This is a genomic window from Rheinheimera soli, from assembly GCF_031457405.1.
Taxonomy (GTDB): Bacteria; Pseudomonadota; Gammaproteobacteria; order Enterobacterales; family Alteromonadaceae; genus Pararheinheimera; species Pararheinheimera soli_A.
On sequence record NZ_JAVDWR010000002.1, the window covers coordinates 232,248 to 258,345 of the forward strand.

Sequence of the window (26,098 nt, forward strand, 5' to 3'; positions counted from 1 at the left end):
TCCTTAACCCTTGTTCACTGTTTGTTCTGCAGCAGTTACTTGCTCAGCCGCAGCGGTAAGCTCCAGCTTGCTGTCTGCTTCTAACTGCTGTTGCTCTGCTTTTAAAGCGGAAAGTTGTTGTGCAGTGGCCATTTCTACCTGTTTCGGCTGAATGGTCATGGCAGGACGTACACGTTGCAGGCCATTGACCACAATACGATCTGAGGCATTTAAACCTTTGCTGATAATACGCAGGCCATTGACCTTTTCACCTAAAGTGACAGCGCGGTATTCCAGTTGGTTTTCGTTATTGACCACCAGTACAAATTTATTGCTTAAGTCTGTGCCTATGGCTTTGTCGTCGATCAAAATGCCCTGATACGCATTGCTGCCGACCAGTTTTAAACGGGCGAATAAACCAGGGATTAATTTGTTATCCACATTTTCAAAGGTGGCGCGGGCACGGATGGTTCCGGTCTGAGCATTGATGCTGTTGTCGATAAAGTCGATGCTGCCGACATAACCAAAGTCGCTGTCACCTGCCAGTGCCATATACACCGTATTGTGGGCTGTGCGTTGTTCTGCTCTGTTGCCATCAGCGGCCAGTTGCACATACTTCAGATAGGTTTGTTCGTCTGCATCAAAGTACGCATACATAGTGCTGGTGCTGACTAAAGTCGTCAGTTGGCTGCTGCCAGCCTGCACAAAGTTACCCGCCGTGATTTGTGCATAAGAAACACGGCCTGAAATAGGGGCTTTAACCTGGGTAAAAGACAAGTCCAGTTCAGCGCGCTGTAATGCGGCTTTGACAGAGGCCACAGTGGCAGCTGATTGCAATTTACGGCTTAAGCGGGTATCCAATACTTCTTCAGAAATAGCCCGTTGTTTTTTCAAGGCTTCAGCACGACGGTAATCATTGTCGGCCAGTTTTTGCGCTGTTTCAGCATTGGTTAATTCAGCTTTTAAGCGTGCGACTTCAGTGGCAAAAGGACGAGCATCAATCTGGAACAGCAGGTCGCCTTGTTTGACTAAAGCGCCTTCAGTGAAAAACACCTGTTCGATATAACCTGATACCCTTGGTACTAGAGTGACGGTTTCAGGCGCCTGTAAGCGACCGGTAAACTCATCCCATTCAGTAATTTTTTCATGTACTACTGTCGCCACATTGACTTCTGGTGCTGCCATAGCGCCAGGTGCTGCAGCTTCCGGCGTGCCACAAGCTGATAACACTAAGGCGGCTATGCTTCCCAGTACAAAGGTTCGGATAGTGTTGTTGCTCATGACGTTTTCCTCGTTCAATTGGGTCAATAAAGAGATTTGGTTTCAACTTAATGTTGTACAAACTAGTTTCATCTGTTAGTTTTGTACTGGTCGGTAAATATATAGAAGTTCAATTCAGAGTCAATCATTATTTTGTACTGGTTGGTAAAAAACTAAAGAACCTTTTGGACTGAGCAGAAAAACTTTGGTTATAAGCTGCAGTTTTGTTGGTGAGCAGTACTGCTGCCGGAAGCTTTGTTCACGCAGGTACAGCATAAAATCTGTGCAGTGTTTACTGAATATCCAAAAGCCGCGCTGTATTGCCTAAAACTACCCAGGGTTACGAAGTCAGAAGCAGGCCAGATAACTGGTCTGTCAAGATAAGTTGCTATTCTATACAATAATGTACCGACTGGTAAGTATTCCTTTCTGGACAAGTACTGCCAAGCAGTTTAAGCTAGGTCATCGTTTTTAATCCGGAGTTTGAAATGTCAGCAACAGGGGTAACACCAGCGCCTACAGTGGGACGCCCGCGCGCTTTTGACATGGAGAAGGCCTTACAAAAGGCATTGGAAGTTTTCTGGCGTAAAGGTTATGAAGGCGCATCCTTGCCCGATTTATGTGAAGCCATGGGCATTAACAAACCCAGTTTGTATGCCGCTTTTGGCAATAAAGAACAGCTGTTTTTAAAAACTATTGAACTGTATGAAAACCGCCCTTGCGCGTTTTTCTACCCGGCATTGGAGCGGGCTACTTCTTATGAAGTGGTGCAGCATATGCTCTGTGGTGCAGCCAGCACCAATGCTGATCCGGATAATCCTCCGGGCTGTGTCATAGTGCAGGGGGCTTTGGCCTGCAGCGAATCCGCCACTTTTGTCAAAGAAGCGCTGATTGCCAAACGTCGTGCTGGCGAAGTGGCTTTATGCTCTCGTCTGGAGCAGGCGAAAGCAGAAGGCGATTTGCCAGCTAATGCTGAACCTGCTGCTTTGGCACGTTATATACTTGCCGTACTTCAGGGCATGGCAGTGCAGGCCACCAGTGGTGCTAATTGCGCTGAGTTAAAGCAGGTAGCAGAAACCGTACTTGCTGCCTGGCCTGGTAAACGGCCAGAGTTTTAATGGATACAGCTTGATACAAAGGGACATTTAATGTCCCTTTGTTATTTAAATCTCTTATCAAAATCAAGTTATATCATCTTCGTTGGCACTCCTTTACACCTCTGCTAGTGTTTAACAATCAAAACCCGCGCCTGAGGTTGTTATGCCATTCTCTTCGCCGCAGTTTCAGCAAAAGCTACTGGAATTTATAGACGTCTGTACTGACGGTTATGCCGTTTTAACGGCCGACGACAAAATGCTGGGATGCAATCAGGCTTTCTGCGATATTTTTTATCAGGATCAGCGCAAGATGCTTGGTATTTCGTTTGACGATCTGATGCGGCTTGCTTTTGAAGAGCGTAAAGGCATCCGGATTGAGGCAGACAACATAGAAGAGTGGCTGGCTCAGGCGCAGCAAAAACGGCGGCAAAACCCTTTTCGATTGTTTGAAGTGGATTTAACGGATGGCCGCTGGTTTTTGTTCTCTGAACAAATTTTGCCTTCAGGTGAAATGCTGATCCAGGCCAAAGAAATAACCAAGCAGAAAGTGCTGGAGCATCAACTGTACAGCAAAGTCGCCAGCTTAAGTGAGTTAGCTCTGACAGACGAGCTGACCAAAGTCGCGAATCGCCGTTGTTTTGTAGATTCAGTGGAAGCCGAGTTGGCGCGCTGCCAGCGTAATGAGCAACCTGCCGCTTTGTTACTGCTGGACTTAGATTTTTTTAAATCAGTGAATGACACTTACGGTCATCAGGCCGGAGATGAAGTACTCAAGGCCACTGCCAACCGCGTTAAAAAAGCATTGCGTGAATACGATATTTTTGGCCGGATAGGCGGGGAAGAGTTTGCAGTGTTTTTATCGGAAACGGATCCGGCAACAGCGCTGCATGTGGCTGAACGAGTAAGGGTGATCCTGGCAGATTATCCGATAAAAGCGGGCAGTGCTGAGTTATGTGTAACTACCTCTATTGGTATTGCGTTAACTCACGGCGAAAGCAATTTTGAGGAGTTGTATTTGCAGGCCGATTCAGCGCTTTATATGGCCAAACGTAATGGTCGCAACAGAGCTGAGTTGTTTGCTCTTTTAAGCGAATAATGCGTTTTGATACTTTTTGTCTTTTTGTCTTTTTGTCTTTTTGACAAAAGGGCCCGCAGGCCCTTGTTTAGTGTCAGACTTTAGAACTTGTAATTTACTTTACCGTAAATGTACTGACCACGAGGGTTGTACATACTGGTGACATAACCATACAAGTCACCATCGCCATCACCTATGGCAAAAGGAGGTTCCTTATCAAACAGGTTATTAATACCTATGGTTAGTTTAGTTTTTTCATTCAGGTTGTAATACCCCTGAACGTCTACCAGCAACTGGGCTTTGACTTTGCGTGATTCGTTGCTTTCAAAGTCTAAGGTGCCGTCAAAGTCGATATCAGGTGTATCCTCAAACTCACCAATATAGCTCAGCACTGTCGATACGCCCCAGTCGTTTAACGACCAGTCCGCTGTGCCTGTCCAGCGGTGTTGTGGGTAGCGGTATTCCCCGGTGTAGTCCTGACCATCTTTTTCAAAGTTGCTCAGATAGGTGTATTCCAGATTAAATTTCAGTTTACCCATGCTCTCTAAATCCATCTTGTAGCGAGCGGATAAGTCGATACCTTCTGCTTCCTGAGAGCTGACGTTAAAGAAGGTATTGTTAATTCTGTCCAGTTCACCCAGTGTCTGGCCTGGCAGCGGAGCGCGGCGCACGCAGATGGTGCTGTTCTGGTTACCACATTCTGCGGCATAAACATCACCAAACGGAACTTCGTCAATTTTGTTGTCTTGCGTAATACTCCAGACATCCACACTGAAGTCCAAATCATCAGTGACTTGCCAGATGGCACCTATATTCCAGCTTTCAGACTCTTCTGCTTCTAAATCCGGGTTACCAGCAAACAAAATGGTGTAATCCGTTGAAGCACAAGCCGGATTTGTTACATCAGGTGTTGGGCAGCGGAAGGTGTCGGTAAAGAACTGAGATTCCTCTGATGGGCCTAAACCAACTTGAGCCAGCGATGGGGCGCGGAAACCCTGACTCCAGGAAGCCCGCAGTGACCAGTCATCCGTTGGTGTAAAGTGAAATGCTATTTTTGGATTGGCTGTACCACCAAAATCACTGTAATGGTCGTAACGTTCAGCCAGCTGCATTTCCAGATTTTCTAACAGAGGCACAGAAATTTCGATATAAGCCGCTTTTTGTGAACGGCTGGCTGCAGCTGATACAGATTCAGTGCCAAAAATCAAACCGCGCTGGAATTGATCGTCCGGAACATCTGAGGCGTCTTCTTTGCGGTATTCAATACCAGCGGCCAAAGACACAGCACCATGGCTGACGTCAAATAATTCACCACTGATGCGGGCATCGGCTGAAGTCATATGGGATTTACCACGACGCACTAAATTTGTCGTAATAGCATCAATGACAGATTGTGGGTTTTGCACCCCACCAAAAGGGTTATAGCGGCCCGCATTGATTTCTTGCTGCAGGTAGTCGGTACGGATCCAGCCTTGTGACTTATCACCGGTTTGAGTGGACGCGCTACGGCCTTTTTGTACAGCGGTTTCCCAGTCCCAGTTGTTGATGTTGCCGCGTACCCCTGCTAATACACGTAATGTATCCGAGGTGATATCCCAACGTCTGTTGCCTGCATCTGCAGTGCGGTAGCGGCTGATTTGCACATCCCGGCCAAAAGGGTTATTTGGGTGAGTGCCTGGCACAGTTAAACCTGCGCCTTCATTTAGAGGTGTGGCTGCGCCACCAGCAGCTGAGATATTGTGCTGGGCTGCAATTTCAGTAAAAAGCTCAACGTCGTTGTTGATATCACGATTCATACTGAGGATGGCACCAATCCGCTCTGCTTCGGGCACCGCAATAGAGTGCGGACCATAGTCATACACACAGGTGGCTCCATTGCGCTGAGCTGCAGGGCAACCTGGGTCTATAGTCACCACGCCATCGACAATAAAACGACCGGGATAACCCATTGATGAGCGGAAATCCATGCCGCCATAAGGGGTTTGATTGGCGGTGCCAAAACGGCCTAATTCATAGTTGTCGATTTGCGAGTTATTAAAATAGTCCAGGATCAGCGTTGCATTACTTTTGTCATCGCCTGCCCCCCAGACTACAGAAAAAGTTTTTTCATGATAATTAGGACCTGTAGTGCCACCATAACCTGCGGTTAAATCTGTGCCTGTATAGTCTTTACGCAAGATAATATTGATTACACCAGCCACTGCGTCAGAGCCATAAATGGCAGATGCGCCGTCTTTTAAGATATCAATACGCTCAATGGCAGCCATTGGGATGCTGTTAATATCCACAAAGCTGTTGACTATACCTTCAGCAAAAGGGCTGCTGGCTACACGACGGCCATTAATTAACACCAGGGTCGCATCAGCGCCAAAACCTCTTAAACTGACAGCTGCAGCACCGTTGGCCGTAGAGTCCTGACTGTTACCTCTGGTCGAAAAACTACCTGAGCCTGCAGACGGAAGGCGTTCCAGTAACTGTTGCAGGTTATCAAAACCTGATTTGTCGATATCATCACGGCTTATAATGGTGACAGGTGAAGGGCCTTCCAGATCCGTTCTTTTAATATGAGAACCGGTTACTGCTATACGTTCGACCTCTTTACCTTCTTCAGCTTGCTTAGCAAAACTATGTCCGCTGAATAACACAGCACTGACGGCTATAGCGCAACGGCTTAATTGTATGATTTTGTTATTCTTCATGTTTTCTGGCTTCCTAGCTGGATTTTAGTAGTTGCATTCTTTATAAGTGTTATAAGTACCCGACAAAGCGAGCGTCCTAGATATAGTACAAACGGACTCCGTTTGTAAATGGGGTAATAAGGTGTAATTTATGTAATAACTGTGTTTTTGTGGTGTTTTTTCTGTCTGTAAAATGATCTGATTTGTGTGTTAAAAGGCTTCGGAGACTGGAATTACTTCAACTGACTTCACTGCCTTTTCCTTTGCAACAGTTCTGGTAAGAACTACAAAATACGCTCAGAATCCATTTTTTTAAGACCAGCTGCATTTTGATTTTTAAGCCAGGAGGCTTTTTGGTGAACTCGTCGTTACTGCATTCGTTGTTTCGTGTTTTTGGACTCACACTCTTTGCTTTGGTGTTGTTGTCGCCTGTGCTGGTGCAATGGCCAGAACAGGATTTTGTGCCTTATTTGCAGTGGAAACTGATAGCGGCGGTCTGGTGTTACCTGTTGGTGTTATCGTTATTCCGTTCTTTATGGCCAGCTTTAGTCTTGCTCTTGCCTGCGGCTGTGCTGGTACCGCAGGAAGTGTTTTACCTTTTGACCTATCAGAAAAATACCGATGCTCATGTCATTGCCATAGTGGCAGAAACCGACCTGAGTGAAGCTTTGGGCTATCTGACCGGGGTTGGTGTTTTTTTAGCTTTGGCTGTGCTCGCTATTCTGCTGTTGTGGTGGTATCTGGTGCGCAGCGCCTGGCAACGTCACTGGCGCTGGGAAGCTGGTGTGCGCCCTGTCGTCTGGCTGATAGGTAGTGGTGTGCTGGCAAGTCTGGGCTGGAATGAGTGGCAGTATCAGCAAATCAATAAAGCCAAACAGCGTAGCAATCCGGAAGAAAATGTGTTTATGCAACGGCCTTTGCCTTACAGCTATGAAAAGTTTCATGCCACTTATCCGCTGAATATGTTGCTGGCGCTGAACGAATTTGCCAAACAAAAACAAGCTGTGGCGGATGTTGCAGACAGCACTGCTTTGTTTAAATTTTCCGCGAAACAAACTGAAGTACCACAGGCCCGTCAAATTTATGTACTGGTGATAGGGGAAACCTTAAGGCCGGACAGATTGCAGCTCAATGGCTACAACAGAGCCACTACGCCCCGTCTGGCTGGCATAAAAAATGTGATCAGTTTCACTGATATGGTCAGTCCATGGGCCTGGACCCGCATGTCTGTGCCGGTGATTATTTCCAGGAAAAGCCCTGTGGACCAGCGTTATTTTCCGACAGAAAGCTCTCTGGTCGCAGCCTTCAAAGAAGCTGGTTTCAGTACGGCCTGGCTGTCTACTCAAAGTCCTTTGGGAGTGCATGACTCATCCATCGCTTTGCACGCCAGCGAAGCTGATCAGCTTCAGTATTTAAACCCTGTAGGCTATAAACAAGAAGGTTTTTACGACGAGATACTCTTGCCTGCAGTGGAACTTGTATTAAAACAAAACCATGCCAGACAGCTGATCGTGCTGCATACCCTTGGCAGTCATTTTAGTTATGCTGACCGTTACCCTGAAGCTTTTGATTTGTTTACACCTTCGGGCAAAGGGCAAGCTATCAGTATGCACAATAAAAAATCCAAAGTGCTGCTGAACAATGCCTACGACAATAGTGTGGCTTACACCGACTTTATTTTGTTCACTCTGATTAAGCAGTTAGAGCAAACTCAAAGTATCAGTACTTTGTTTTACGTATCGGATCACGGTGAAAATATTTTTGATGGTCAGTGTGACAAAAGTGGCCATGGTCATAATACCGAACGTGATTACAGAGTGGCGTCTCTGCTCTGGACCTCTGATGAATACAATCAACTTTATCCTCAGAAAAAAGCACTGGCTGAGCAACGTCGCCAGCAACCCTTAATGACCAGCAGTATTTTTCATAGCTTGCTTGACCTTGCAGATATTCAATATCCGGATCAAAGGCTTAGCAGAAGCTGGGTAAATTCTGAATGGCGTGTATCTCCACGGCTGCTGCAGCAGGGACTGGATTTTGATAAAGCCAAAAGGGTAGGAGTTTGTCAGGAGCTTAAAGCTCCTGAATGACTGTCATAATACTGTCATTTAAAAGTCATAAAATAGACTCCGAAACGTCATGTATCGGAAGCTTTATTGTCATATTTCAATAGCCCACGATGGACGATGAATAAATAAATGGGCTCAGCGGCTGGATTTCTGCGCCCAATGGTTATAATTCAGCTAAACAGAGCTTCTGTTGTTAGCCCTAAGTCCCTACCTGAAAAGGATAAAATCATGTTTGCAAAAACTTTTATAAGTATTGCATTGGCTTTAAGTTGTGTTGCTACCGCCCAGGCAAAAGACTGGGAAATCTACGGAAAAATTAACGTCTCAGCACAACAGTCCGATGAGGGCGAAGGATCGTTCGGTGAATTAAAAAGTAATGCTTCCCGTTTTGGTATTAAAGGTGATTATGCTTTGGACGGCGATTTAACCCTGGTGTACCAACTGGAGTGGGAAGTTGACCCTTCAGATGAAGCCAACGAAAAAAATATCAAATCCCGGGACCAGTTTATTGGCCTGGCCGGTGCTTTTGGTACTGTAACTGCAGGTCGTCATGATACAGCACTGAAAGTATCACAAGGCAAAGTCGATTTATTCGGTGACTATGAAGCCGATATCAAAACCTTGTGGAAAGGCGAAAACCGGATGAGCGATTCGCTGGCTTATACCTCACCGTCTTTTCAGGGTTTTAAGCTGGTGCTCAGTTATGTGATGGAAGATGACGCTGATGCCGAGGATGCGCAGTCTTATGCTTTAGTGTACGGCGACGACAGTTTAAAAGACTCCAGTTGGTATGCAGCAGTAGCCCTGGATAGTGAAATCAATGGTTATGATACAACCCGGGGCACAGTGCAGTTTAAAGTCGCTGATTTTAAGTTGGGTGCCATGGTGCAACAGCAGAAAGCAGTAGCAACAGGTGAAAAATCTGACGGTTATTTGGCAAGTCTGGCTTACCCGCTGAATAAGTGGGAGTTAAAAGCTCAATACCAGACCTTAGAAGATGACCATGGTATTTCCGTTGGTGCTGATTATAAATTGGGTAAAAACACCAAGTTATTTGGCTGGTATACCAGTTTTGATTTTGACAGCAAAGTCGACAGCGATTATCTGGCTGTGGGTATCGAACATAAGTTCTGAGCCCAATATTAAATAGGCAAGGCAGCCAGGTGGCTGCCTTTTTGTTGTCTGAGATAAAAACCATAGTTTGAGCGCTAAGTGACTACTTAAATTGTAAATGCTTGGTTATGATGAATACAAAGCCGTAGCACACAAAAAGTAGGTTCTGATGTGGAAGTGGGGGGTTTTGTTGTGGCCTTGCCTGACATGGTCGGTTGAGCCATTAAGAGCTGTGGTCAGTCAAACCAATACTGCACCTTATGCCATCTTTGATCAACACAACCAATTGGCGGGTGGTGTGGCCAAAGAATTACTGGATACCCTGGCTGCGCGGTTAAAAAAACCAGTGTTGTATCTTGATTTACCCCGAGGCAGGGTCGTGGAATGGTTAGTCACGGATCAGGCTGATATCAGTTGTTTTCTGAATCCCGAATGGGTGCCTGCCACCTATAAGCTAAACTGGACTCCTGTCTTGTTTCACACCAGGCAATATATAGTGCGCCGTATTGAAAATAGCCCGGTGCGTTCTCATCAGGATTTGGTTCGCAAGCGTATAGGCACAACCAGAGGCTTTAGTTACCCTGAGTTGCAGCCTTTATTTGATAGCCAGACTGCGGTGCGTGACGATGCCGAATCGCTGGAGAAAAACATTCAGCGTCTGGAGCAGGGACGGCTGGACCTGGTGATGACTGTAGACTTAAGTTATGGTCACTACCAACAACAGTTTGATACCTCAAAACTGGCGGTGGATCCGCTCTGGGCCGAGCCTGCCGCCGTTTATTGTGCATTGAATCCAAAAAATACGCTGTTGGTGCAGCAAATTCAGCAGCAGCTTGGCTTGATGCAACAACAGGGCGTGATGAAAAAAGCGCTGCAGCGCTGGAAACATTCGTCTATTTAAAGCATATTTCCCGCACAGATCTGCCATTTTTCACCTTGCCGTTTCGCCACATAAAGGGGTGTACAGCTCAGACCCACTTTGTGCTGTCGTCCTCTCTGATACCACTGCTGTTCTGCATTGATTAAAAAAGTATCCAGATCCAGCTGCTGCAGATGCAGCAACTGATAAATCCAAACCCTGTCCTGGTGCCTGTCTATTAACTGCTGTTGATAGTCTATAAGCTGCGCTGGCCCTGTCAGGCGTTGGCCAAATAAATTAACCATTACAGCATCTTCACTAAAGCAACTACGGAATAATGGCCAGTTACGCTGATTAACAGCACTTTGTAAAAGCACTAATAATTGTTCCGCATGCTGTAGGTTGGACTGAACATTTGCTCCAATTCTGTATACGGCCTGTTCCAACATAAAAATCCCCTTTTGGTTTAAATTGCGGTTATGCTAAAACCTCAAGTTAGGTTAAGGTCAACAGTTTTTTTATGCAGCAACTAAAAACAGTGTTATCAGTGGGTGAAGTGGCAAAACGGACAGGGGTATCAGTTGCTACTTTGCATTTTTATGAACAAAAAGGTTTGATCCATAGCCAGCGCAATGCAGGTAATCAGCGTCGTTATTCGCGGGATGTATTGCGCCGTGTCGCTATTATTAAAGTAGCGCAGCGCACAGGTATTCCGCTGGAGCAAATAGGTAAGGCCTTGTCGGTATTGCCACCAGGCCAGAATGCCGATCAACACCACTGGCAGCAAATGTCGGAGCAATGGAAAGCTGAGCTGGATGCTCGTATAGCTCAACTGACGGATTTAAGGGATCAGTTGAGCATGTGTATAGGTTGTGGTTGTTTATCTATGGCGCATTGCCCGCTGCGTAATCCAGAGGATAAGTTGGCGGCACAAGGGGCAGGTGCTCACTTTTATCCACTGCCTGGTGAGGTGTTGCCAGAGGAAAACCCCTGACAGAAAACCCCTGGCCGAACCATTAAGGTTTCAGTCAAAGGGGTTTTAGGCTAGAATAGCGCTGTTTTTGTAGTCTCCAAGCCGCTTGCCATAAGGAACTTTGTCGCCGATGTAGTTGTTAAACCGTTTTTTCTATCTGTAAAAGTAAAAACGCAAACTGGGGCGTGACTGCTTTTATGCCGGAAAAAAATGCGTTTAGTCAATAGAACCACACAAAGGAATTCCTGATGTTTCAATCCATACGACAGCAATGGCTGTCTAATGTTCGTGGCGATGTGTTGTCTGCCATAGTGGTTGCTCTGGCACTTATTCCAGAAGCTATAGCCTTTTCTATTATTGCCGGTGTAGATCCTAAAGTAGGTTTATACGCTTCTTTTGCCATTGCTGTGATCACTGCTTTTGCCGGTGGTCGCCCTGCGATGATTTCTGCCGCAACCGGTGCTATGGCGCTTTTGATGATCACCCTGGTAAAAGAACATGGGTTGCAGTACTTATTGCTGGCTACTTTGCTGACCGGTATGCTGCAAATTCTGTTTGGTTTATGCAAACTAGGTGAGCTAATGCGGTTTGTCTCACGCTCTGTGGTGACAGGTTTTGTTAATGCGCTGGCTATTCTGATTTTTATGGCGCAATTGCCTGAGCTGACGGATGTCACCTGGCATGTTTATGCCATGACAGCTGCGGGCTTAGCCATTATTTATTTGTTTCCTTATGTCACCAAAACCGTGCCTTCGCCTCTGGTGTGTATAGTGGTATTGACCTCTATTGCTTTGTATTTCCAGATTGATGTACGTACTGTGTCGGATATGGGGGCATTGCCGGATAGTTTACCTATCTTTTTATGGCCAGATGTTCCTTTGACTCTGGAAACGCTGCAGATTATTTTCCCTTACGCTTTAGGTCTGGCGCTGGTTGGTATTCTGGAATCCCTGATGACCGCCACTATTGTTGATGATATGACAGACACCAACAGCAATAAAAACCGTGAGTGTATAGGCCAGGGCATCGCCAATATAGGATCTGGTTTATTAGGCGGTATGGCAGGTTGTGCCATGATTGGTCAGTCGGTGATTAACGTAAAGTCCGGCGGTCGTACGCGTTTATCCACTTTATTAGCCGGTGTTTTACTGCTTATTTTTGCCGTGTTTTTAGGTGAATGGGTGGGGATGATCCCTATGGCTGCTTTAGTGGCTGTGATGATTATGGTGTCTGTAGGCACCTTTAACTGGCAGTCTGTGATGGATTTGACAACCAATCCAAAAAGCTCCAGTCTGGTAATGATTATTACCGTATTGGTGGTGGTGTTTACTCATAATCTGGCTTACGGTGTTTTTGTTGGTGTACTGATGAGCGCGTTATTTTTTGCCAATAAAGTTGGGCAATTACTGGCGATACAGTCTGAATTATCAGCGGATGGCAACAGTCGTCGTTATTTGGTAACAGGGCAAGTGTTTTTCACATCGGCAGAACCTTTTGTCGCGGCTTTTGATTTTAAAGAGCCACTTCGGACAGTGCAAGTTGACTTAACTCATGCGCATTTTTGGGATATCACAGCCGTCAGTTCGTTGGATAAAGTGATTTTAAAATTCCGTAAAGCAGGGGTTGAGGTTGAAGTGATAGGGCTCAATCATGCCAGTGCAACTTTAGTGGATAAGTTTGCTATTCATAATAAGCCGGAAGCGATAGAACAACTGATGCACTAATGTCAGTTAATAAAAAAAGGCAGAACTGACGTTCTGCCCTTTTTCAGACTTCAAAACAATAACTTAGTATTTATAGCTGAAGCTTAAACCGTAGCTTTGGCCTTCAACCCGGCGCTGTAATAACTCGCCTTGCTGAGTGATTTCAACATCTTCATCCAACAGGTTTTTCATTGACAGTTTGATTGATGTGGATTCAAACGGCGTGTATGAATAGACAAAATCCAGTGAGTTAAAGGGTTGCTCATAGGCATCATCTTTCGAGTTCACACCGGCAAAAGCGATACGTTTGCCGAACACGTTGTAAGTTAAAGTCGCGTTGTGCTTATCGTCGTCAGAATCGAAGCCTAACTGGAAGTTCACTACATGTTTGGAGTGACCACTTAATGGGCGCTTCAGATTGGTCAGGTTAGTACCGGCAAAAGGCTGAATGGTAATTTCAGACTCGCTGTAGGTAAAGTTACCGGCCACAAAGAAGTTATCCAGCCAGTTATTGCCTTCAAGCATATTCAACTGCTGCAGGAATTCCGCTTCCACACCGTAAACTTTACCTGTGTCACCGTTCCGGAACGACATCAGTAAGTTACCGTCTGAACCACTTAATTCAATGGATTCAATTGGTTTGTCCAGATCTTTGTAGAACACACCCACACTGTAGTTACTTTCGTCGTAATACCACTCTAAACGGGCATCATAACTACTGATGTCTGTTGTTTGCAGGCCTGAAAAACCTGTGACTTTGAAGTCCGTCAATGGGTCGATAAAGAGGACTGGCGTGACTTCACGTAAGTCAGGGCGTACTACGGTTTTGCTGTAACCAAAACGGGCCTGTAAATCTTCACTGGCAAACCAGGTTAAGGATAAAGACGGATAAAAGCCGTCTTCTTCTAACGGGAAATCTTCGATATTGCCACTGACTTCCCCTTTCCCATCTAATGGAACAGAAATCTGACGGAAGTCTTCATAACGTACACCAAAGTTTAAGCGGTACAGGTAGTCATAGTTCATTTCCATGCCAATGTAAGCTGCATCGATCATCTGCGCTGCTATATAGTCATCGGCCTGAGTGGTGACGTTAGATACCTGAAAACCATTGGCGGTGTTACGTATGTTTGCATCAGAGAAGATCTCTGAGAAATTCTGCCCTAGTTGTTGCAGGCTATAACCTACTGTATTGAAGTTAAACAGGTTGGTTTCAGATTCACGGGTCCGCTCAAAGTATGAATAACCGCCGTTCAGCGTCATCTCCGCTTTACCTAAAGTAAAGGGCAGTTTGGCATTCCAGCTGGCATTTTCAGTGTTATCTTCCATTTTGCCGAAGCTGTAGTTAACCGCATTCTGGTTGCGGCGCAGGAAAGAGGTCACAGAGCCATCAGCCTGAGTTTCGTTCAGATAACGGTATTCAACCTCGCCTGGCGCATCACGTTCTGCTTTAGCGTCCGTGTACTGCCAGTCAAGACTGATATCGTATAACCATGGCAGCATATGGCGGCCACGGATTTGGTTACTGAACATTGAACGTTCTTCGTAACGCAGGGAGGTGTCTGTGTTAAAACGGTTGGCTTCATTGATGGTTTCAATGCTGTCACCGTTTTTTACTTTGATTTCATCTTTGGTATCACGCAGATAAATAGACGCTGTTTCAAAACGGTGGTTTTCATCCAGTTCTAAACCAAAGTTCAGCATACCAGACAATTTCACCTGATGCTCTGTGCCCTTGATATCATCATATAAATTCAATGGGACTAAATTATCGCCAGAAACTGAAAAATACCTTTCCTGCTCTTCGATATTCTGAGTGGATCTGTCATAGCTGACACCAGCCATGACACCAAAAACCGATGAACCAATATCAAATTTATTACCAAAAGATACACCGCCATCAAAGTCAGGCTTGATGCTTTCGCGTTGTACGTCTATATCGCGGTTAAAAGCTAAACCCAGTTCACGCACTATAGTTCCGGCTTTAGCCAGGTTGCCGGCATTAATGCCACCTAAAGCTTCAGCTATATTAATCTGGTTAATAGTGCCGTATTGATCCAAAGCTGCGCGCAGATCCGGAGACATAGCACGGGTACCATCATCGCTGCCCATCCAGTCATCACCACCGCCTTTGTAGCTATAGGCTTTACCGCTATTCAGACTGCTGTAGCCTGTGCCTACAGAGACATTAAAGCTCGGTTGCAATGGAATGGCAGCGGTACGGATATTAACATTACCACCACCAAAAGCAGCTGGCAGTTCAGGTGAATAGGCTTTTTGCACTACTAAACTTTCAATAATACCGGCCGGGAACATATCCAGCGGAATAACGTTCCGGGTTGGATCCGGGCTTGGTACCATAGCGCCGTTTAATAAGGTACTGGAATAACGTTCCCCTAAACCACGCACATAAATAAATTTGTCTTTAACTAAAGTTAAACCTGTCACCCGGCGAAGAGCCGTAGCTGCATTGCTGTCGCCTGCTCTGGAGATTTGCTCCATGCCCAATAATTCTGCGACATAAGGTTGTTCACGGCGCTCTGCAGCAGCGGAAGCGGCTGAACTCATCAGACGACCTGATACTTCAATACGCTCAACGGCCTGTTCCTGTTCTGCTGGTTGTGCAGGAGTTTCCTGGGCAGATACAGGCACTATGCTTGCTGTGGCGGCTAAAGCCAGAAGCACGCTACGGCCAACCTGACTGATTTTAAAACTTTGCTTGCTGCTCATTTGAACTTGGTCCTATCAGCTAATTCGTACATCAATGTGCCGGGCTTATCCAAGGGAGGCCCGGCACTAAGTGAATTCAAAACTGCCAGCGAGCCGGCAGTTTATGGTGGTCTTAGTCGTCCAGACCTACAGCCCAGCCAGCAGTCCAGTTATTGCTTTCTGATACGGCACCAACAAAGTTGACCGTGTCGAAGAAGGCATCAACAGTTTTCATATCTTTCGCCGGAGTCGTATCTATGGTGAAAATGCCTTTTAATACGTCAGCCTGACTTGCCGCCAGTTTGTTGGCTGTTTGTCCCAGGAACCAGGCTTCTGTAGTGACGCCTGTTGCAACAGTGCCTTTCACTGCTTCAGTCGGGCAGGCAATAACAGAGTTGGTCATGGTTAAGCTGCCAGCTGCTGCTAAAGCACGAGATTCGTTTGACTCTATTTCCAGACATTCACCCATGCCAGCCGGGCCAGTGATGACAAAGTTGGCTAACTGAGCGTTAGTACCGGCACGCAGCAAGACACCTTCTGAATCATCGTCACCGTCGAAGGTGTTGCCGATAATGGTCATATTGGCAATGATAGGGTTAGATACTGGCAGAGCAGTGAAGTTACCTGACTGGTTATCTCCTTCAATACCACGGTTCGCTTTAGCGCCATCAGCTGCATGTTTTACTAACACAAACTGCATTTTACCGTTCCAGCCATCAGCCCAGTCTAAAGAGTCGTCGCCGTTATCCGTCAGTACTACGTTTTTACAGCTGACGCTACCACCGAAGAACTCCACACCGTCATCAACGTTCTGGTGCACCTGAATGTTTGAGCACTTAGTGCCTGAACCTACACCACCAAAAGTAATACCGTTTAATTCGTTATCCGGTATAACTTCATAACCAGCATGTTTAACAATGACATAGTTCAGAGAACCGCTGCTATCTGCTGAATTAGGACCACCGTATGGGCCTGCATCACCTTCAGATTCTACTGAACAGTTGGCTAAATCAGCCTGATTACATTTGTTGGTTGGTGCTTTGCCTAAAAGCACTAAGCCGCCCCACTGACCTGCTTCTGTGGGTGAACCAATCACATCCTGTACAGAAGTCATAGTGATAGGGTTAGCTGCAGTACCTTCGGCCATAATTTTTGAGCCACGGGTAACCACCAGGAAATCAGCACCTGATTTACCGTAAATAGTTACGCCAGGCTGCACTGTTAAAGTCGCGCTGATAGCGTTATCAGTACCAATACGTACGCGGCCGCTTAGTACATAGTCAGCGCCAGCTGCTAAAGTGACGTTGGTGGTGACATCACCTGTTAACTGGCAGTTTAAACGACCCGTTAAGCTGGCGACTTCAGTAGTACCTGTTGGGCAGGATTTTAAGTTGATACCATCGTCCTGATGCAAAGAAACTGTCCAGCCCTTTGTCCAGTCCGTGGTGCCATCAAATGCACCTATGTAATTGACGTTGTCAAACCAACCATCAACGAAGTTAGATACATTGTAACCATTGCCTAAAGCAGGAGAGTTAGGTGCCGGGATATAACCACCTAATAAAGCGTCGCCCACTAAGTTATTTGGTTGAGATTCAAACCAGGTTCTGGCGTTAAAAGTGACATTACCGGCTGAATCTCTGATATTGGCAAAAGGTTCTGCACAATCGATAATGGAGTTGCGGAAAATTAAATCACCGCTATTGGCGAAGTTAGCTGTTTCTGTAGTATTAATTTCAAAACACTCACCCATTTTTTCCGGGCCAGTGACGATGATGTTATACAGCTCAGCCGAAGTACCAGCTCGTAATAAAATACCTTCTGAATCTTCATCACCATCAAAGTTATTACCAATAATAGTGACGTTGGCAATCTTCGGTTTGCTGATAGGTGTTGCGGTAAAATTGCCTGACTGGTTATCCGCTTCAATACCACGGTTAGCCTTGGTATTGTTTGGGTTATGACGGATTAATACGTGTTGCATACGGCCAGTCCAGCCGTCAGCCCAGTCTAAAGAGTCATCACGGTTACCTGTTAACACTACATATTTAGCATCGACTGTACCGCCGAAAAACTCTACACCGTCATCCAGGTTGTTGTGAACCTGAATGTATTCAACCTTAGTGCCACGACCTACACCCGCAAAAGTAATACCGTTTAATTCGTTGTCCGGGATAACTTCAAAACCAGCGTAACGTACCTGTACGTATTTTAATGCACCGCTGCTATCGTCAGGGTTATTGCCGCCGTATGGACCAGCTTCACCTTCAGATTCAACCTGGCAGGTTGCGAGGTTGGCCTGATCACATTTATTGGTTGGAGCTTTACCTAATAAAACTAAGCCACCCCATTCAGCTGTGGATTCGTCATCAGATAAACCTAACATGTCGTTGACTGACGTCATGATGATTGGGCTAGTCGCAGTACCAACAGCCTGAATTTTTGAACCACGGGCTACTACTAAATAGTCAGCGCCACTTTTACCAAAAACTTTAGTGCCTGGCTGAATAGTTAAAGTGGCGCTGTTAGCGTTGTCGTTACCCACAGTCACTTTGCCAGACAAAGACCAGGCGATATCTGCTGTTAAAGTGATATCACTGGTGATTGTGCCTTTAATTTCACAGACTGGAGTGGTTACACCGGCTAACGCTGAGGCCTGAGTTGCAAAGGCAGGGCAAGCACTGGTTGGAGGTGGAGGAGTACCGCCACCGTTGTTGCCGTTGTTACCATTGCCAGTGTTGATATTGATATCACCGCCACCGCAACCAGCCAATACTAAAGCTGAGGCGATTGCGCTCAATTTTAAAAATTTACGTAAAGCCATTACTCAATCTCCAATAAGTACGAACAGGAATGCTGTTGTTATAAAAAGCTGGGGCCAACCATACTCAGGCTTAATGACTGTTTTATTACAGTGACAGACAAAGAGATTGAACTTTCAGTGCAGGCCACGGCTGGCGCGGACTAGCGGCAGTCTCGTCAAAAAAGGTTCATCAAAGTGTCATCTGAAAGACATTTTTCTGGATTAGAAAAATGTAAGCAGATTGATTGTTTTTTATTTCCATTGAAAACAGCTGGTAAAACCAGAGCAGCTTTGTGTAATGAACAGCTGAGCTGGTCAGTACAAGGCAGAATGCTTGTTTCTCTTTCATAAAAATGTCATAAACTAACGCCATACTGGTCACAATCAGTAAATTGGCTTGAATTGGTAGAGGGTTATGTCTAGAAAAATCCTGGTTGTAGAAGATGAAGCACCGATCCGTGACATGTTGTGTTTTGTGCTGGAACAAAATGGCTATCAGGCCAGTACAGCTGAAGATTTTGATTCGGCTGTGAATATGTTAGTAGAACCTTATCCGGATTTAGTGTTGCTGGATTGGATGTTGCCTGGTGGCAGCGGTATTCAGTTTGCAAAAAAAATGAAAGGACACGAACTGACCCGTACTATTCCGATCATTATGATCACAGCCCGTGGTGAAGAAGAAGATAAGGTCCGCGGTCTGGAAGTGGGCGCTGATGACTATGTCACCAAGCCATTTTCACCAAAAGAGCTGATGGCTCGCATTAAAGCTGTGATCCGCCGTGTTGCGCCAACCAGCCTGGACGATGTGATTGAAGTGCAGGGCTTAAAGCTGGACCCTGTATCACACCGTGTCACTGCGGCTGAGCAAGCTGTAGATATGGGGCCTACCGAATTCCGTTTATTACACTTTTTTATGACCCATCCTGAGCGTGTTTACAGCCGTGAACAGTTGCTGGATCATGTCTGGGGTACTAATGTGTATGTCGAAGACAGAACAGTAGATGTGCATATACGCCGTTTACGTAAAGCCATTTCGCTGGCTGGGCATGACCGTTTAGTGCAAACTGTACGGGGTTCGGGTTATCGTTTCTCTGCCAAATAACCTATAAGTGAGTGTTATGCGTTTGTTATTATCTAAAAGGAAGATTTTCAGTAAAATCTTCCTTTTATTTTTTATTGTTGCATTAATCGGCTGGCTGTTTGACCTGCTGTTTCCTGCTTTATTTACCGCCTCTGTCTTACTGCTTGGCTGGAATTACCGGCATATTTTTGTATTGGATAAATGGCTATGGCGCGATAAAAAACTCACGCCACCAGCAGGTGATGGCAGCTGGCAGCAAGTTTTTGATGGCATTTATTATCGTCAGCGCAAAGCCCGCAAAAAAAATAAAGAGTTACGTGCTCTGATCCGCCGTTTTCGGGATGGCGCTGAAGCCTTGCCTGATGCCATAGTGGTGCTCAACAGTGACTGGACCATTATCTGGTGTAATAAACTGGCGCAGCAGTTGGTTGGTTTACGCTGGCCGCAGGATGAACGTCAGCGTATTGATAACCTGATCCGTAACCCGGAATTTCAGACTTATATTCAGCAAAAACAATTTGATCAGCCACTGGAGTTGTCTTCTCCGGTTAATGAAGATTTGGTGCTGGAATACCGTATGCTGCAATACGGCGACGATCAGCACTTACTGATAGTGCGGGATGTCACCCAGTTAAAACTGCTGGAGCAGGTACGCAAAGATTTTGTGGCCAATGTCTCGCATGAATTACGTACGCCGCTCACCGTATTGCAGGGCTATCTGGAAGTGATGGACGCAGACAATCTGCCGAATGAGGGTATTTGGTTAAAGGCCCATACTGTGATGCTGGAGCAAACCAAACGTATGGATGCTCTGGTGCAGCAATTACTGACCTTGTCACGTATTGAAGCCGCAGCCAAAGTGCAGTTTGAAGATCACATTGATGTGCCTGCCATGCTGGCGATGCTGGAGCAGGAGTCAAACACCTTAAATCGGGAAAAGCAGCATCAGATCAGTTTTTCAATTGAACCTGGTTTGTTGGTCTCCGGTATTCGTGAAGAGTTACGTAGTGCTTTTTCTAACCTGATCACCAATGCGATTAAATACACCCCCAATGGCGGAGAGATCCAGGTCAGTTGGGTGCGGCAGCATCAAAAAGCTGTGTTTAGTGTCAGTGACAATGGAGAAGGTATAGCACCTCAGCATGTGAAACGGCTGACCGAACGTTTTTACCGGGTTGATCAGGCCAGAGCCCGTGCTACAGGCGGCACAGGTTTAGGTTTAGCTATCGTGAAGCATGTGTTGCAACGCCATAACAGCAAATTGATGATTTTCAGTGAGCCGAAAAAAGGCAGCAGCTTCTCGTTTAGTTTACCTGCTGAAAACCTGCCAAAACGTAAAGCTATTAAAGTTCGTTAGCAGGTACTGCCTGCTGCAGAAAGTGCAGAAACTTTTGCAGCAGTGCAGGCTGATAATGTTTATGTTGAACCAGTCTGAAATGCCGTTGCAGCCGCAAAGGACTTTGCAGTAAAACCAACTGTCCTGCTTTGATTTCGTCCTGTACAGCCAGCATAGGCAAACAGCCTATACCCAAACCTTGTTTTACCGCCTGCTTAATAGCTTCAGGCCGTTCCAGTTCCAGCAGGGTGTTCGGTGCCCAATGTAAACGGGCCAGTTCATGTTCTAGTACGGCGCGGGTGCCGGAACCTTGTTCCCGCACTATCCAGCGCTCAGCCAGTAATTGCTCTGCTGATAAATTCTGATGCAGCTTAGGGTGGCCTATGAGTACCGTCAGATCCTGCCGCCAGTGGCGGATATCAAATTCAGCACTCAACACTGGTCCTTCGATAAAACCCAGTTGCGCTTGCTGTTGATGCATCAGATGCAGCACTTCACTGCTGTTGCAAAGTCGCAGTGTAAAATCAATCTGAGGGTGCAAGGCAGTAAATTGTGCCAATAAAGCGGGCAATAAATAACAACCTACTGTTTCACTGGCGACCAGCCGTAGCTGACCTTTGTCGGGGTTTGAGTGAACCAGTTCTTGCTGCAGTTCAAGCAACAGCTGTAATTTTGGTAACAGATCCAGCGTATGTTGGGTTGGGATTAACTGCCGTCCCTGACGCAGAAATAGCTGATGGCCCAGTCGTTGTTCCAGCTCTTTTAATGCCTGGCTGGCCGCTGACTGGCTTAATGCCAGTTGGTCGGCTGCTTTGGTTAAACTATGCTGCCGGCAAATTGCATCCAACAATAACCAGTGGCGTGGACTGGGATAATTCATTTGTTTATCTAATTTGATGAATAAGATTAATCCATTATTCTTATTTTTAACACTCAGTACAATAGCGCTGTCACTTACACTAAGATGAATTCCTATGCTGGTCGTATTGCTGCTTAGCTTGTTACTGCATGTATGTTATTTGGCTGTGCCTGAGTTACAGCATCTGATCAGTCCGGTTTTTGTCGCTTTGATACTGGGCTTAGTGGCTGCTTTTGTGTTGCCACTATTCTCCATTCAGCCCCGTCGGTTACTGGCGTCCAGGCTGGATACGATCGGCAGTTGGCAGCAAAAGGCTTTACGTTTGGGCATAGTTCTGTTTGCCTTTAGTGTTGAGCCTGAACTGGTAATGCACACCAGTCCGCTGGCTTTAGTGCAGCTGGTTGTTTTAGTTCTGCTGGTGCTGAGCGCTGCGCTCTGGCTTGGGGTCAAAGTATTAAAACTACCGAAAGAGCTGGTGCTTTTGATTAGTTGTGGCTTAAGTTTTTGTGGTACTTCAGCTATTTTTGCCACCTGGTCTGTACGGCAAAGCGGGCAGGCGACTTTAACTCAAAGTCTGGCCATGGTGCTGTTGATGGGGTTGCTGTCGTTGCTGGCCTATGCGGTGCTGATGCAAAGTGGCTGGTTGCCGGAAGCGCAATTGGCCTGGCTGATTGGCAGCACAGCACCTGAAGTCTCACAGGCTGTGGCCGCAGGCAGTCAGTTAGGGCAGGATGCGCCACAGGCGGTGATCGCCAAGTTATTCAGGGTCTGTTTACTGGTGCCATTTTTGCTGCTGCTCAGTGTTAACAGTAAAAACAAGGAGGGTTTTGTCTTTCCCTGGTTTGTTTTGGTTTTTGTGGCTGTTCTGCTGCTGACCATGGTTTTTTCAGTACCTGTCTGGTTCAGTCAGGCCGCTGTGCTGTTGTCGCAAAGTTGTCTGATTTTCGCCATGCTGGTGACTGGACTTTTAACCTGTTGGCAGGATCTAAAACAATGCAGCGGCAAAGTTTTTGCTTTTGCCGCTGTGGTGATGAGCTTACTGTTTAGTCTTTCTTATCTGTTTTTGCCGGGTTAGCCAGATAGTCAAGCGCCAGAGCTGTTAACGCCCGAACGCCATTTTCCAGTGCTTGTTCATTCACCTGAAACAGTGGCGAATGGTTAGGCGCTGTTTGTTCCACCGGAGTATTTTCCGGGGCTATGCCTAAAAAGAAAAACACGCCCGGTACTTCTTGCTGGAAAAACGAAAAGTCTTCCGAGGCAGTAATAGGTTTAATTGGCGCAACCCCGGCCTTGCCTGCTGCCCAGCGTAAGCTTGGCATAGCCCATTCAGTCAGTGTGGCATCATTCCAGGTCACAGCTGCAAAGCTATGGTTATGAAATTCAGCTGTGGCACCGCTGGCGGCTGCTATATGTTCAGAGGTATGCTGCATTTTTTGCAGTAGCTGCTCGCGCATTTGTGGATCAAAAGTCCGGATAGTGCCCTCGAGTTTCACATCATCCGGAATAATGTTCCAACGCACACCGCCATGCACCTGACCAACAGACAGCACGGCAGGGGCCTGGGTCACATCCAGCTGGCGGGCTGGGATCTGGTGTAAAGCAGTGATCAATTGTCCTGTCACAGCTATAGGATCCACTCCACGCCAGGGGCTTGAACCATGCACCTGCTTGCCTTTGACAATGATATTAAAACTGTCTGCCGCCGCCATTATGCCTTCACTTTTCACCTGTAACTGGCCGGCAGGACCAGGCCAGACATGCAGACCAAAAATGGCATCAGGTTTGTATGTGGCAAAGACGCCTTCTTTGAGCATCAGCTTAGCGCCACCTTCTTCACCAGCAGGCGGGCCTTCTTCGGCGGGCTGAAACACAAACAGAATAGTACCGGCCAGTTCAGCTCTAAGCTCTGTCAACACTGAGGCAGTCGCCATCAGCATAGCCGTATGAGCATCGTGACCACAGGCATGCATCACACCTACGTCCTGACCATTAAAAGTGCTGCGTACTTTAGAGGCAAAAGGTAAATCCACCTGCTCTGTCACAGGCAGCGCATCCATATCTGCGCGCAAAGCCACTGTCGGGCCAGGTTTAGCGCCTTTTAATACGCCCAGGACGCCATGATGAGCTATGCCGGTTTGTACTTCTAAACCAAGAGATTTTAAATGTGCTGCTACTTTCTTCGCTGTATTGACTTCGCGGTTCGACAACTCAGGGTATTGATGGAAATGACGGCGCCATTGCAGCATTTCTGGCTGGATTTTTTGAATAGCAGTTTCGGTCCGGGGTTTTAAATCTGTGCTGGCCTGAGCTGAAAAAGTGCTGGCCAGCAGAACACAAAAAACAGTTCGCAACATGGGAGTTCCTTCTGGGTGAAGTCACTACCATACTGGCTGAAGCTTAAAAAGCAAAGTGCCTTGCGACACTTTGCCGGAAACAGAAATCAGCGATCAGAAATAAAACACAAAGGCCAGCAGAAACACACCTAAAGCTAAACGGTAGATCACAAAAGGCATCATGCCCATTTTTTCTATCACTTTAAGAAAAAAATGAATACAGACGTAAGCCGAGATAAAGCTAAGCACAGTTCCTAAACCTAAAGCTGTCCAGTCGACAGCCTGTTCGCTTTTCAGTAATTTCAGTGTTTGATAACCACCGGCCAGCAGAATGATAGGGATAGAAATCAAAAAAGAGAAACGTGCTGCCGCTTGTCGGGTTAATCCCAGCAGCAGACCTGCTGTCATGGTAATACCTGAACGTGAGGTTCCGGGGATCAGGGCTATAGCCTGGGCCAGACCAATAATAATCACATCTCTTACCGTCAACTGGTCAGTTTGTTTGATTTGTTTGGCTTTTGCATCGGCGTACCACAACAACAAACCAAAGATAATAGTTGTACTTGCTATAACCAAAGAGGAGCGGGCATAGATTTCAATAAAGTCTTTGATCAGCAACCCAAACAAAGCTGCAGGTATAGTGGCCAGAATAATCAGCCAGCCCAAGCGGCTGTGTTGGTCGTGTTGCCCTTTAAGGCTGCCAACCCAACTGACACTGATAAGACCTACATCACGGCGAAAATAATGCAGTACAGCAGCCAGTGTGCCTAAATGCACTGCCACATCAAACGCCAGCCCCTGATCACTCCAGCCGAGTAACTGTGAAGGTAAAATCAGATGAGCTGAACTTGAAATAGGTAAAAATTCGGTAAAGCCTTGCAGTAAAGCTAATACAATAATTTCCAGAATAGTCATATGGGTCCATACAGATGATTAAAATCGCACGCAGTTTAAGGTCGGACAGCTGTTATGTCTAACAAAAGCTGGGCTAAGCCCAGGCTCAATAGAAAAATGATCTGATGTTTCACTAAAAGGGCACTATAGCTATCAGCTTTGCTCTGATTTCACCTGCTCTGTCAGTGAGGATTCTTCGTACTGTGGTGCTCTGAGCCATTCCCGCCAGATCGCAACCAGCAAAGCCATCAGTACAGGGCCAACAAACAGACCCACCATGCCCATAGTTTGCACGCCGCCAATTAAACCAAAAAAGGTCGGTAAAAAAGGCAGTTTGACTGGCCCACCGACCAGAGTTGGTCTGATGGTTTTATCAACAATAAAAAGTTCGATACTGCCCCATAAAAACAAACCAACACCAGCTGTTAAATCACCAGTGCCCACCAGATAAATCGAAATTAAGGTAAAAGACAAAGGTGCGCCACCCGGAATAAGTGCCATAAAGCCTGTTAAGACCCCAAAAGCTACAGGAGAGGGCACACCAGCTATCCAGTAGGCAATGCCTAAGATCACCCCTTCACCAATCGCAATAATAGTCATGCCAATGACAGTTGAGCTGACAGTCGCAGGTACCACGCGGGAGAAGCGGTTCCAGCGCTCAGGTAAAATGCGTTCACCTACAGTATCCAGTTGCCAGGCGATGCGCTCACCGTCTTTATATAAAAAAAACAAAGTGATCAGCATAAATAATAAGGTCAGCATTAAGCCGGCTGCAGTCCAGCTGAAATTTAATACCCATTTGGATATACCACTGATTTGTTCACCGCTGACTAAACTCACTATTTGCCCCAATTGATGAGGTTCAGCTAAGTAGGTTTGCCAATAGACAGCTAAGGTTTCACCGACGCCGGGCAAAGCTCTGAGCCATTCAGGTACGGCGGCGCCATGTTCATTGGCGTGTTTTAACCACTCAATCCAGGCTCGTATCTCGTCCATGGCATAACTAAACACCATCACCAGCGGGATCACCAGACCTAAAACGATAGCAATGATGGCCACACTGGCGGCTAAAGTGGAGTTATTGCGGCAATAGTTCAGCAAGTGGCGATACAAAGGCCAGCTGGCAAAGCAAATAATGAGAGCTGCCAGTACAGGAACCAGAAAACCTATAAAAAAGAATACTCCTGCACCGAGGATAATCAGCAATAAAGCTCTGCTAATGGCGTCGTTACTAAAAATCTGTGGCATCTGTAACTGTTCCTTTCTGTCTCTGGACC

General features: G+C 46.3%; 19 protein-coding genes. 10 read left to right on the top strand and 9 right to left on the bottom strand.

Going from position 1 to position 26,098, the window contains the following annotated elements:
- Positions 1 to 3: 3 nt before the first annotated feature.
- On the bottom strand, positions 4 to 1,260 hold the full coding sequence (locus J2W69_RS05735) for an efflux RND transporter periplasmic adaptor subunit (RefSeq protein WP_310275491.1): 1,257 nt from the start codon (positions 1,258 to 1,260) through the stop codon (positions 4 to 6).
- A gap of 467 nt (positions 1,261 to 1,727) precedes the next feature.
- On the opposite strand from J2W69_RS05735, the gene J2W69_RS05740 reads away from it, so the two are divergent.
- Together J2W69_RS05740 and J2W69_RS05745 are read left to right on the top strand one after the other, a co-directional pair.
- Positions 1,728 to 2,357, top strand: a complete 630-nt coding sequence (locus J2W69_RS05740) for a TetR/AcrR family transcriptional regulator (protein ID WP_310275493.1) — start codon at positions 1,728 to 1,730, stop codon at positions 2,355 to 2,357.
- A gap of 142 nt (positions 2,358 to 2,499) precedes the next feature.
- Positions 2,500 to 3,432 carry a sensor domain-containing diguanylate cyclase gene (locus J2W69_RS05745; RefSeq protein ID WP_310275495.1) on the top strand — a complete coding sequence of 311 codons (933 nt, stop codon included), beginning with the start codon at positions 2,500 to 2,502 and terminating at the stop codon, positions 3,430 to 3,432.
- 80 nt (positions 3,433 to 3,512) lie between these two features.
- Here J2W69_RS05745 and J2W69_RS05750 read toward each other — a convergent pair whose 3' ends face one another.
- Complete coding sequence (locus tag J2W69_RS05750; RefSeq protein WP_310275496.1) at positions 3,513 to 6,110, bottom strand: TonB-dependent receptor; 2,598 nt, start codon at positions 6,108 to 6,110, stop codon at positions 3,513 to 3,515.
- A gap of 335 nt (positions 6,111 to 6,445) precedes the next feature.
- Between J2W69_RS05750 and J2W69_RS05755 the strand changes: the two genes are divergently transcribed.
- From J2W69_RS05755 to J2W69_RS05765, 3 genes are all read left to right on the top strand, one after another.
- The gene (locus J2W69_RS05755) at positions 6,446 to 8,179 is read left to right on the top strand and encodes a phosphoethanolamine transferase family protein (protein ID WP_310275498.1); all 1,734 of its coding nucleotides are present in this window, start codon (positions 6,446 to 6,448) and stop codon (positions 8,177 to 8,179) included.
- A 207-nt stretch (positions 8,180 to 8,386) separates the two neighbouring features.
- Entirely contained in the window at positions 8,387 to 9,292 is a 906-nt protein-coding gene (locus J2W69_RS05760) for a porin (protein ID WP_310275500.1), read from the top strand.
- 148 nt (positions 9,293 to 9,440) lie between these two features.
- Positions 9,441 to 10,172, top strand: a complete 732-nt coding sequence (locus tag J2W69_RS05765; RefSeq protein WP_310275502.1) for a substrate-binding periplasmic protein — start codon at positions 9,441 to 9,443, stop codon at positions 10,170 to 10,172.
- Here J2W69_RS05765 and J2W69_RS05770 read toward each other — a convergent pair.
- The gene (locus J2W69_RS05770) at positions 10,169 to 10,579 is read right to left on the bottom strand and encodes a DUF4440 domain-containing protein (RefSeq protein ID WP_310275504.1); all 411 of its coding nucleotides are present in this window, start codon (positions 10,577 to 10,579) and stop codon (positions 10,169 to 10,171) included. The two genes, J2W69_RS05765 and J2W69_RS05770, sit on opposite strands and share 4 nt — an antisense overlap.
- A 71-nt stretch (positions 10,580 to 10,650) precedes the next feature.
- Here J2W69_RS05770 and soxR point away from each other — a divergent pair, with 71 nt between their 5' ends.
- Positions 10,651 to 11,124, top strand: coding sequence for a redox-sensitive transcriptional activator SoxR (soxR, locus tag J2W69_RS05775; RefSeq protein ID WP_310275506.1), 474 nt, complete (start codon positions 10,651 to 10,653; stop codon positions 11,122 to 11,124).
- 227 nt (positions 11,125 to 11,351) lie between these two features.
- Positions 11,352 to 12,827 carry a SulP family inorganic anion transporter gene (locus J2W69_RS05780; protein ID WP_310275508.1) on the top strand — a complete coding sequence of 492 codons (1,476 nt, stop codon included), beginning with the start codon at positions 11,352 to 11,354 and terminating at the stop codon, positions 12,825 to 12,827.
- A 63-nt stretch (positions 12,828 to 12,890) separates the two neighbouring features.
- Here J2W69_RS05780 and J2W69_RS05785 read toward each other — a convergent pair whose 3' ends face one another.
- Both J2W69_RS05785 and J2W69_RS05790 read right to left on the bottom strand, forming a co-directional pair.
- Positions 12,891 to 15,536, bottom strand: coding sequence for a TonB-dependent receptor domain-containing protein (locus J2W69_RS05785; RefSeq protein WP_310275510.1), 2,646 nt, complete (start codon positions 15,534 to 15,536; stop codon positions 12,891 to 12,893).
- A gap of 112 nt (positions 15,537 to 15,648) precedes the next feature.
- Positions 15,649 to 18,339, bottom strand: coding sequence for a hypothetical protein (locus J2W69_RS05790; protein ID WP_310275512.1), 2,691 nt, complete (start codon positions 18,337 to 18,339; stop codon positions 15,649 to 15,651).
- A gap of 394 nt (positions 18,340 to 18,733) precedes the next feature.
- Between J2W69_RS05790 and phoB the strand changes: the two genes are divergently transcribed.
- Together phoB and phoR are read left to right on the top strand one after the other, a co-directional pair.
- Complete coding sequence (gene phoB / locus J2W69_RS05795) at positions 18,734 to 19,420, top strand: phosphate regulon transcriptional regulator PhoB (protein ID WP_008900420.1); 687 nt, start codon at positions 18,734 to 18,736, stop codon at positions 19,418 to 19,420.
- Between the two features lie 16 nt (positions 19,421 to 19,436).
- On the top strand, positions 19,437 to 20,756 hold the full coding sequence (gene phoR, locus J2W69_RS05800; protein ID WP_310275521.1) for a phosphate regulon sensor histidine kinase PhoR: 1,320 nt from the start codon (positions 19,437 to 19,439) through the stop codon (positions 20,754 to 20,756).
- On the opposite strand, the gene J2W69_RS05805 is transcribed toward phoR, so the two are convergent.
- Positions 20,743 to 21,615 (bottom strand): LysR family transcriptional regulator, encoded by an 873-nt coding sequence (locus tag J2W69_RS05805; protein ID WP_310275523.1) that lies wholly within the window; start codon positions 21,613 to 21,615, stop codon positions 20,743 to 20,745. The two genes, phoR and J2W69_RS05805, sit on opposite strands and share 14 nt — an antisense overlap.
- A gap of 94 nt (positions 21,616 to 21,709) precedes the next feature.
- On the opposite strand from J2W69_RS05805, the gene J2W69_RS05810 reads away from it, so the two are divergent.
- Complete coding sequence (locus J2W69_RS05810; RefSeq protein ID WP_310275525.1) at positions 21,710 to 22,669, top strand: putative sulfate exporter family transporter; 960 nt, start codon at positions 21,710 to 21,712, stop codon at positions 22,667 to 22,669.
- Here the strand turns inward: J2W69_RS05810 and J2W69_RS05815 are convergent.
- The 3 genes from J2W69_RS05815 to J2W69_RS05825 form a co-directional block, all read right to left on the bottom strand.
- On the bottom strand, positions 22,638 to 23,948 hold the full coding sequence (locus J2W69_RS05815; protein ID WP_310275527.1) for an amidohydrolase: 1,311 nt from the start codon (positions 23,946 to 23,948) through the stop codon (positions 22,638 to 22,640). The genes J2W69_RS05810 and J2W69_RS05815 overlap by 32 nt on opposite strands.
- A 93-nt stretch (positions 23,949 to 24,041) precedes the next feature.
- On the bottom strand, positions 24,042 to 24,842 hold the full coding sequence (locus J2W69_RS05820) for an undecaprenyl-diphosphate phosphatase (RefSeq protein WP_310275529.1): 801 nt from the start codon (positions 24,840 to 24,842) through the stop codon (positions 24,042 to 24,044).
- Positions 24,843 to 24,974: 132 nt separating this feature from the next.
- Complete coding sequence (locus tag J2W69_RS05825; RefSeq protein ID WP_310275531.1) at positions 24,975 to 26,069, bottom strand: AI-2E family transporter; 1,095 nt, start codon at positions 26,067 to 26,069, stop codon at positions 24,975 to 24,977.
- Positions 26,070 to 26,098 lie beyond the last annotated feature (29 nt).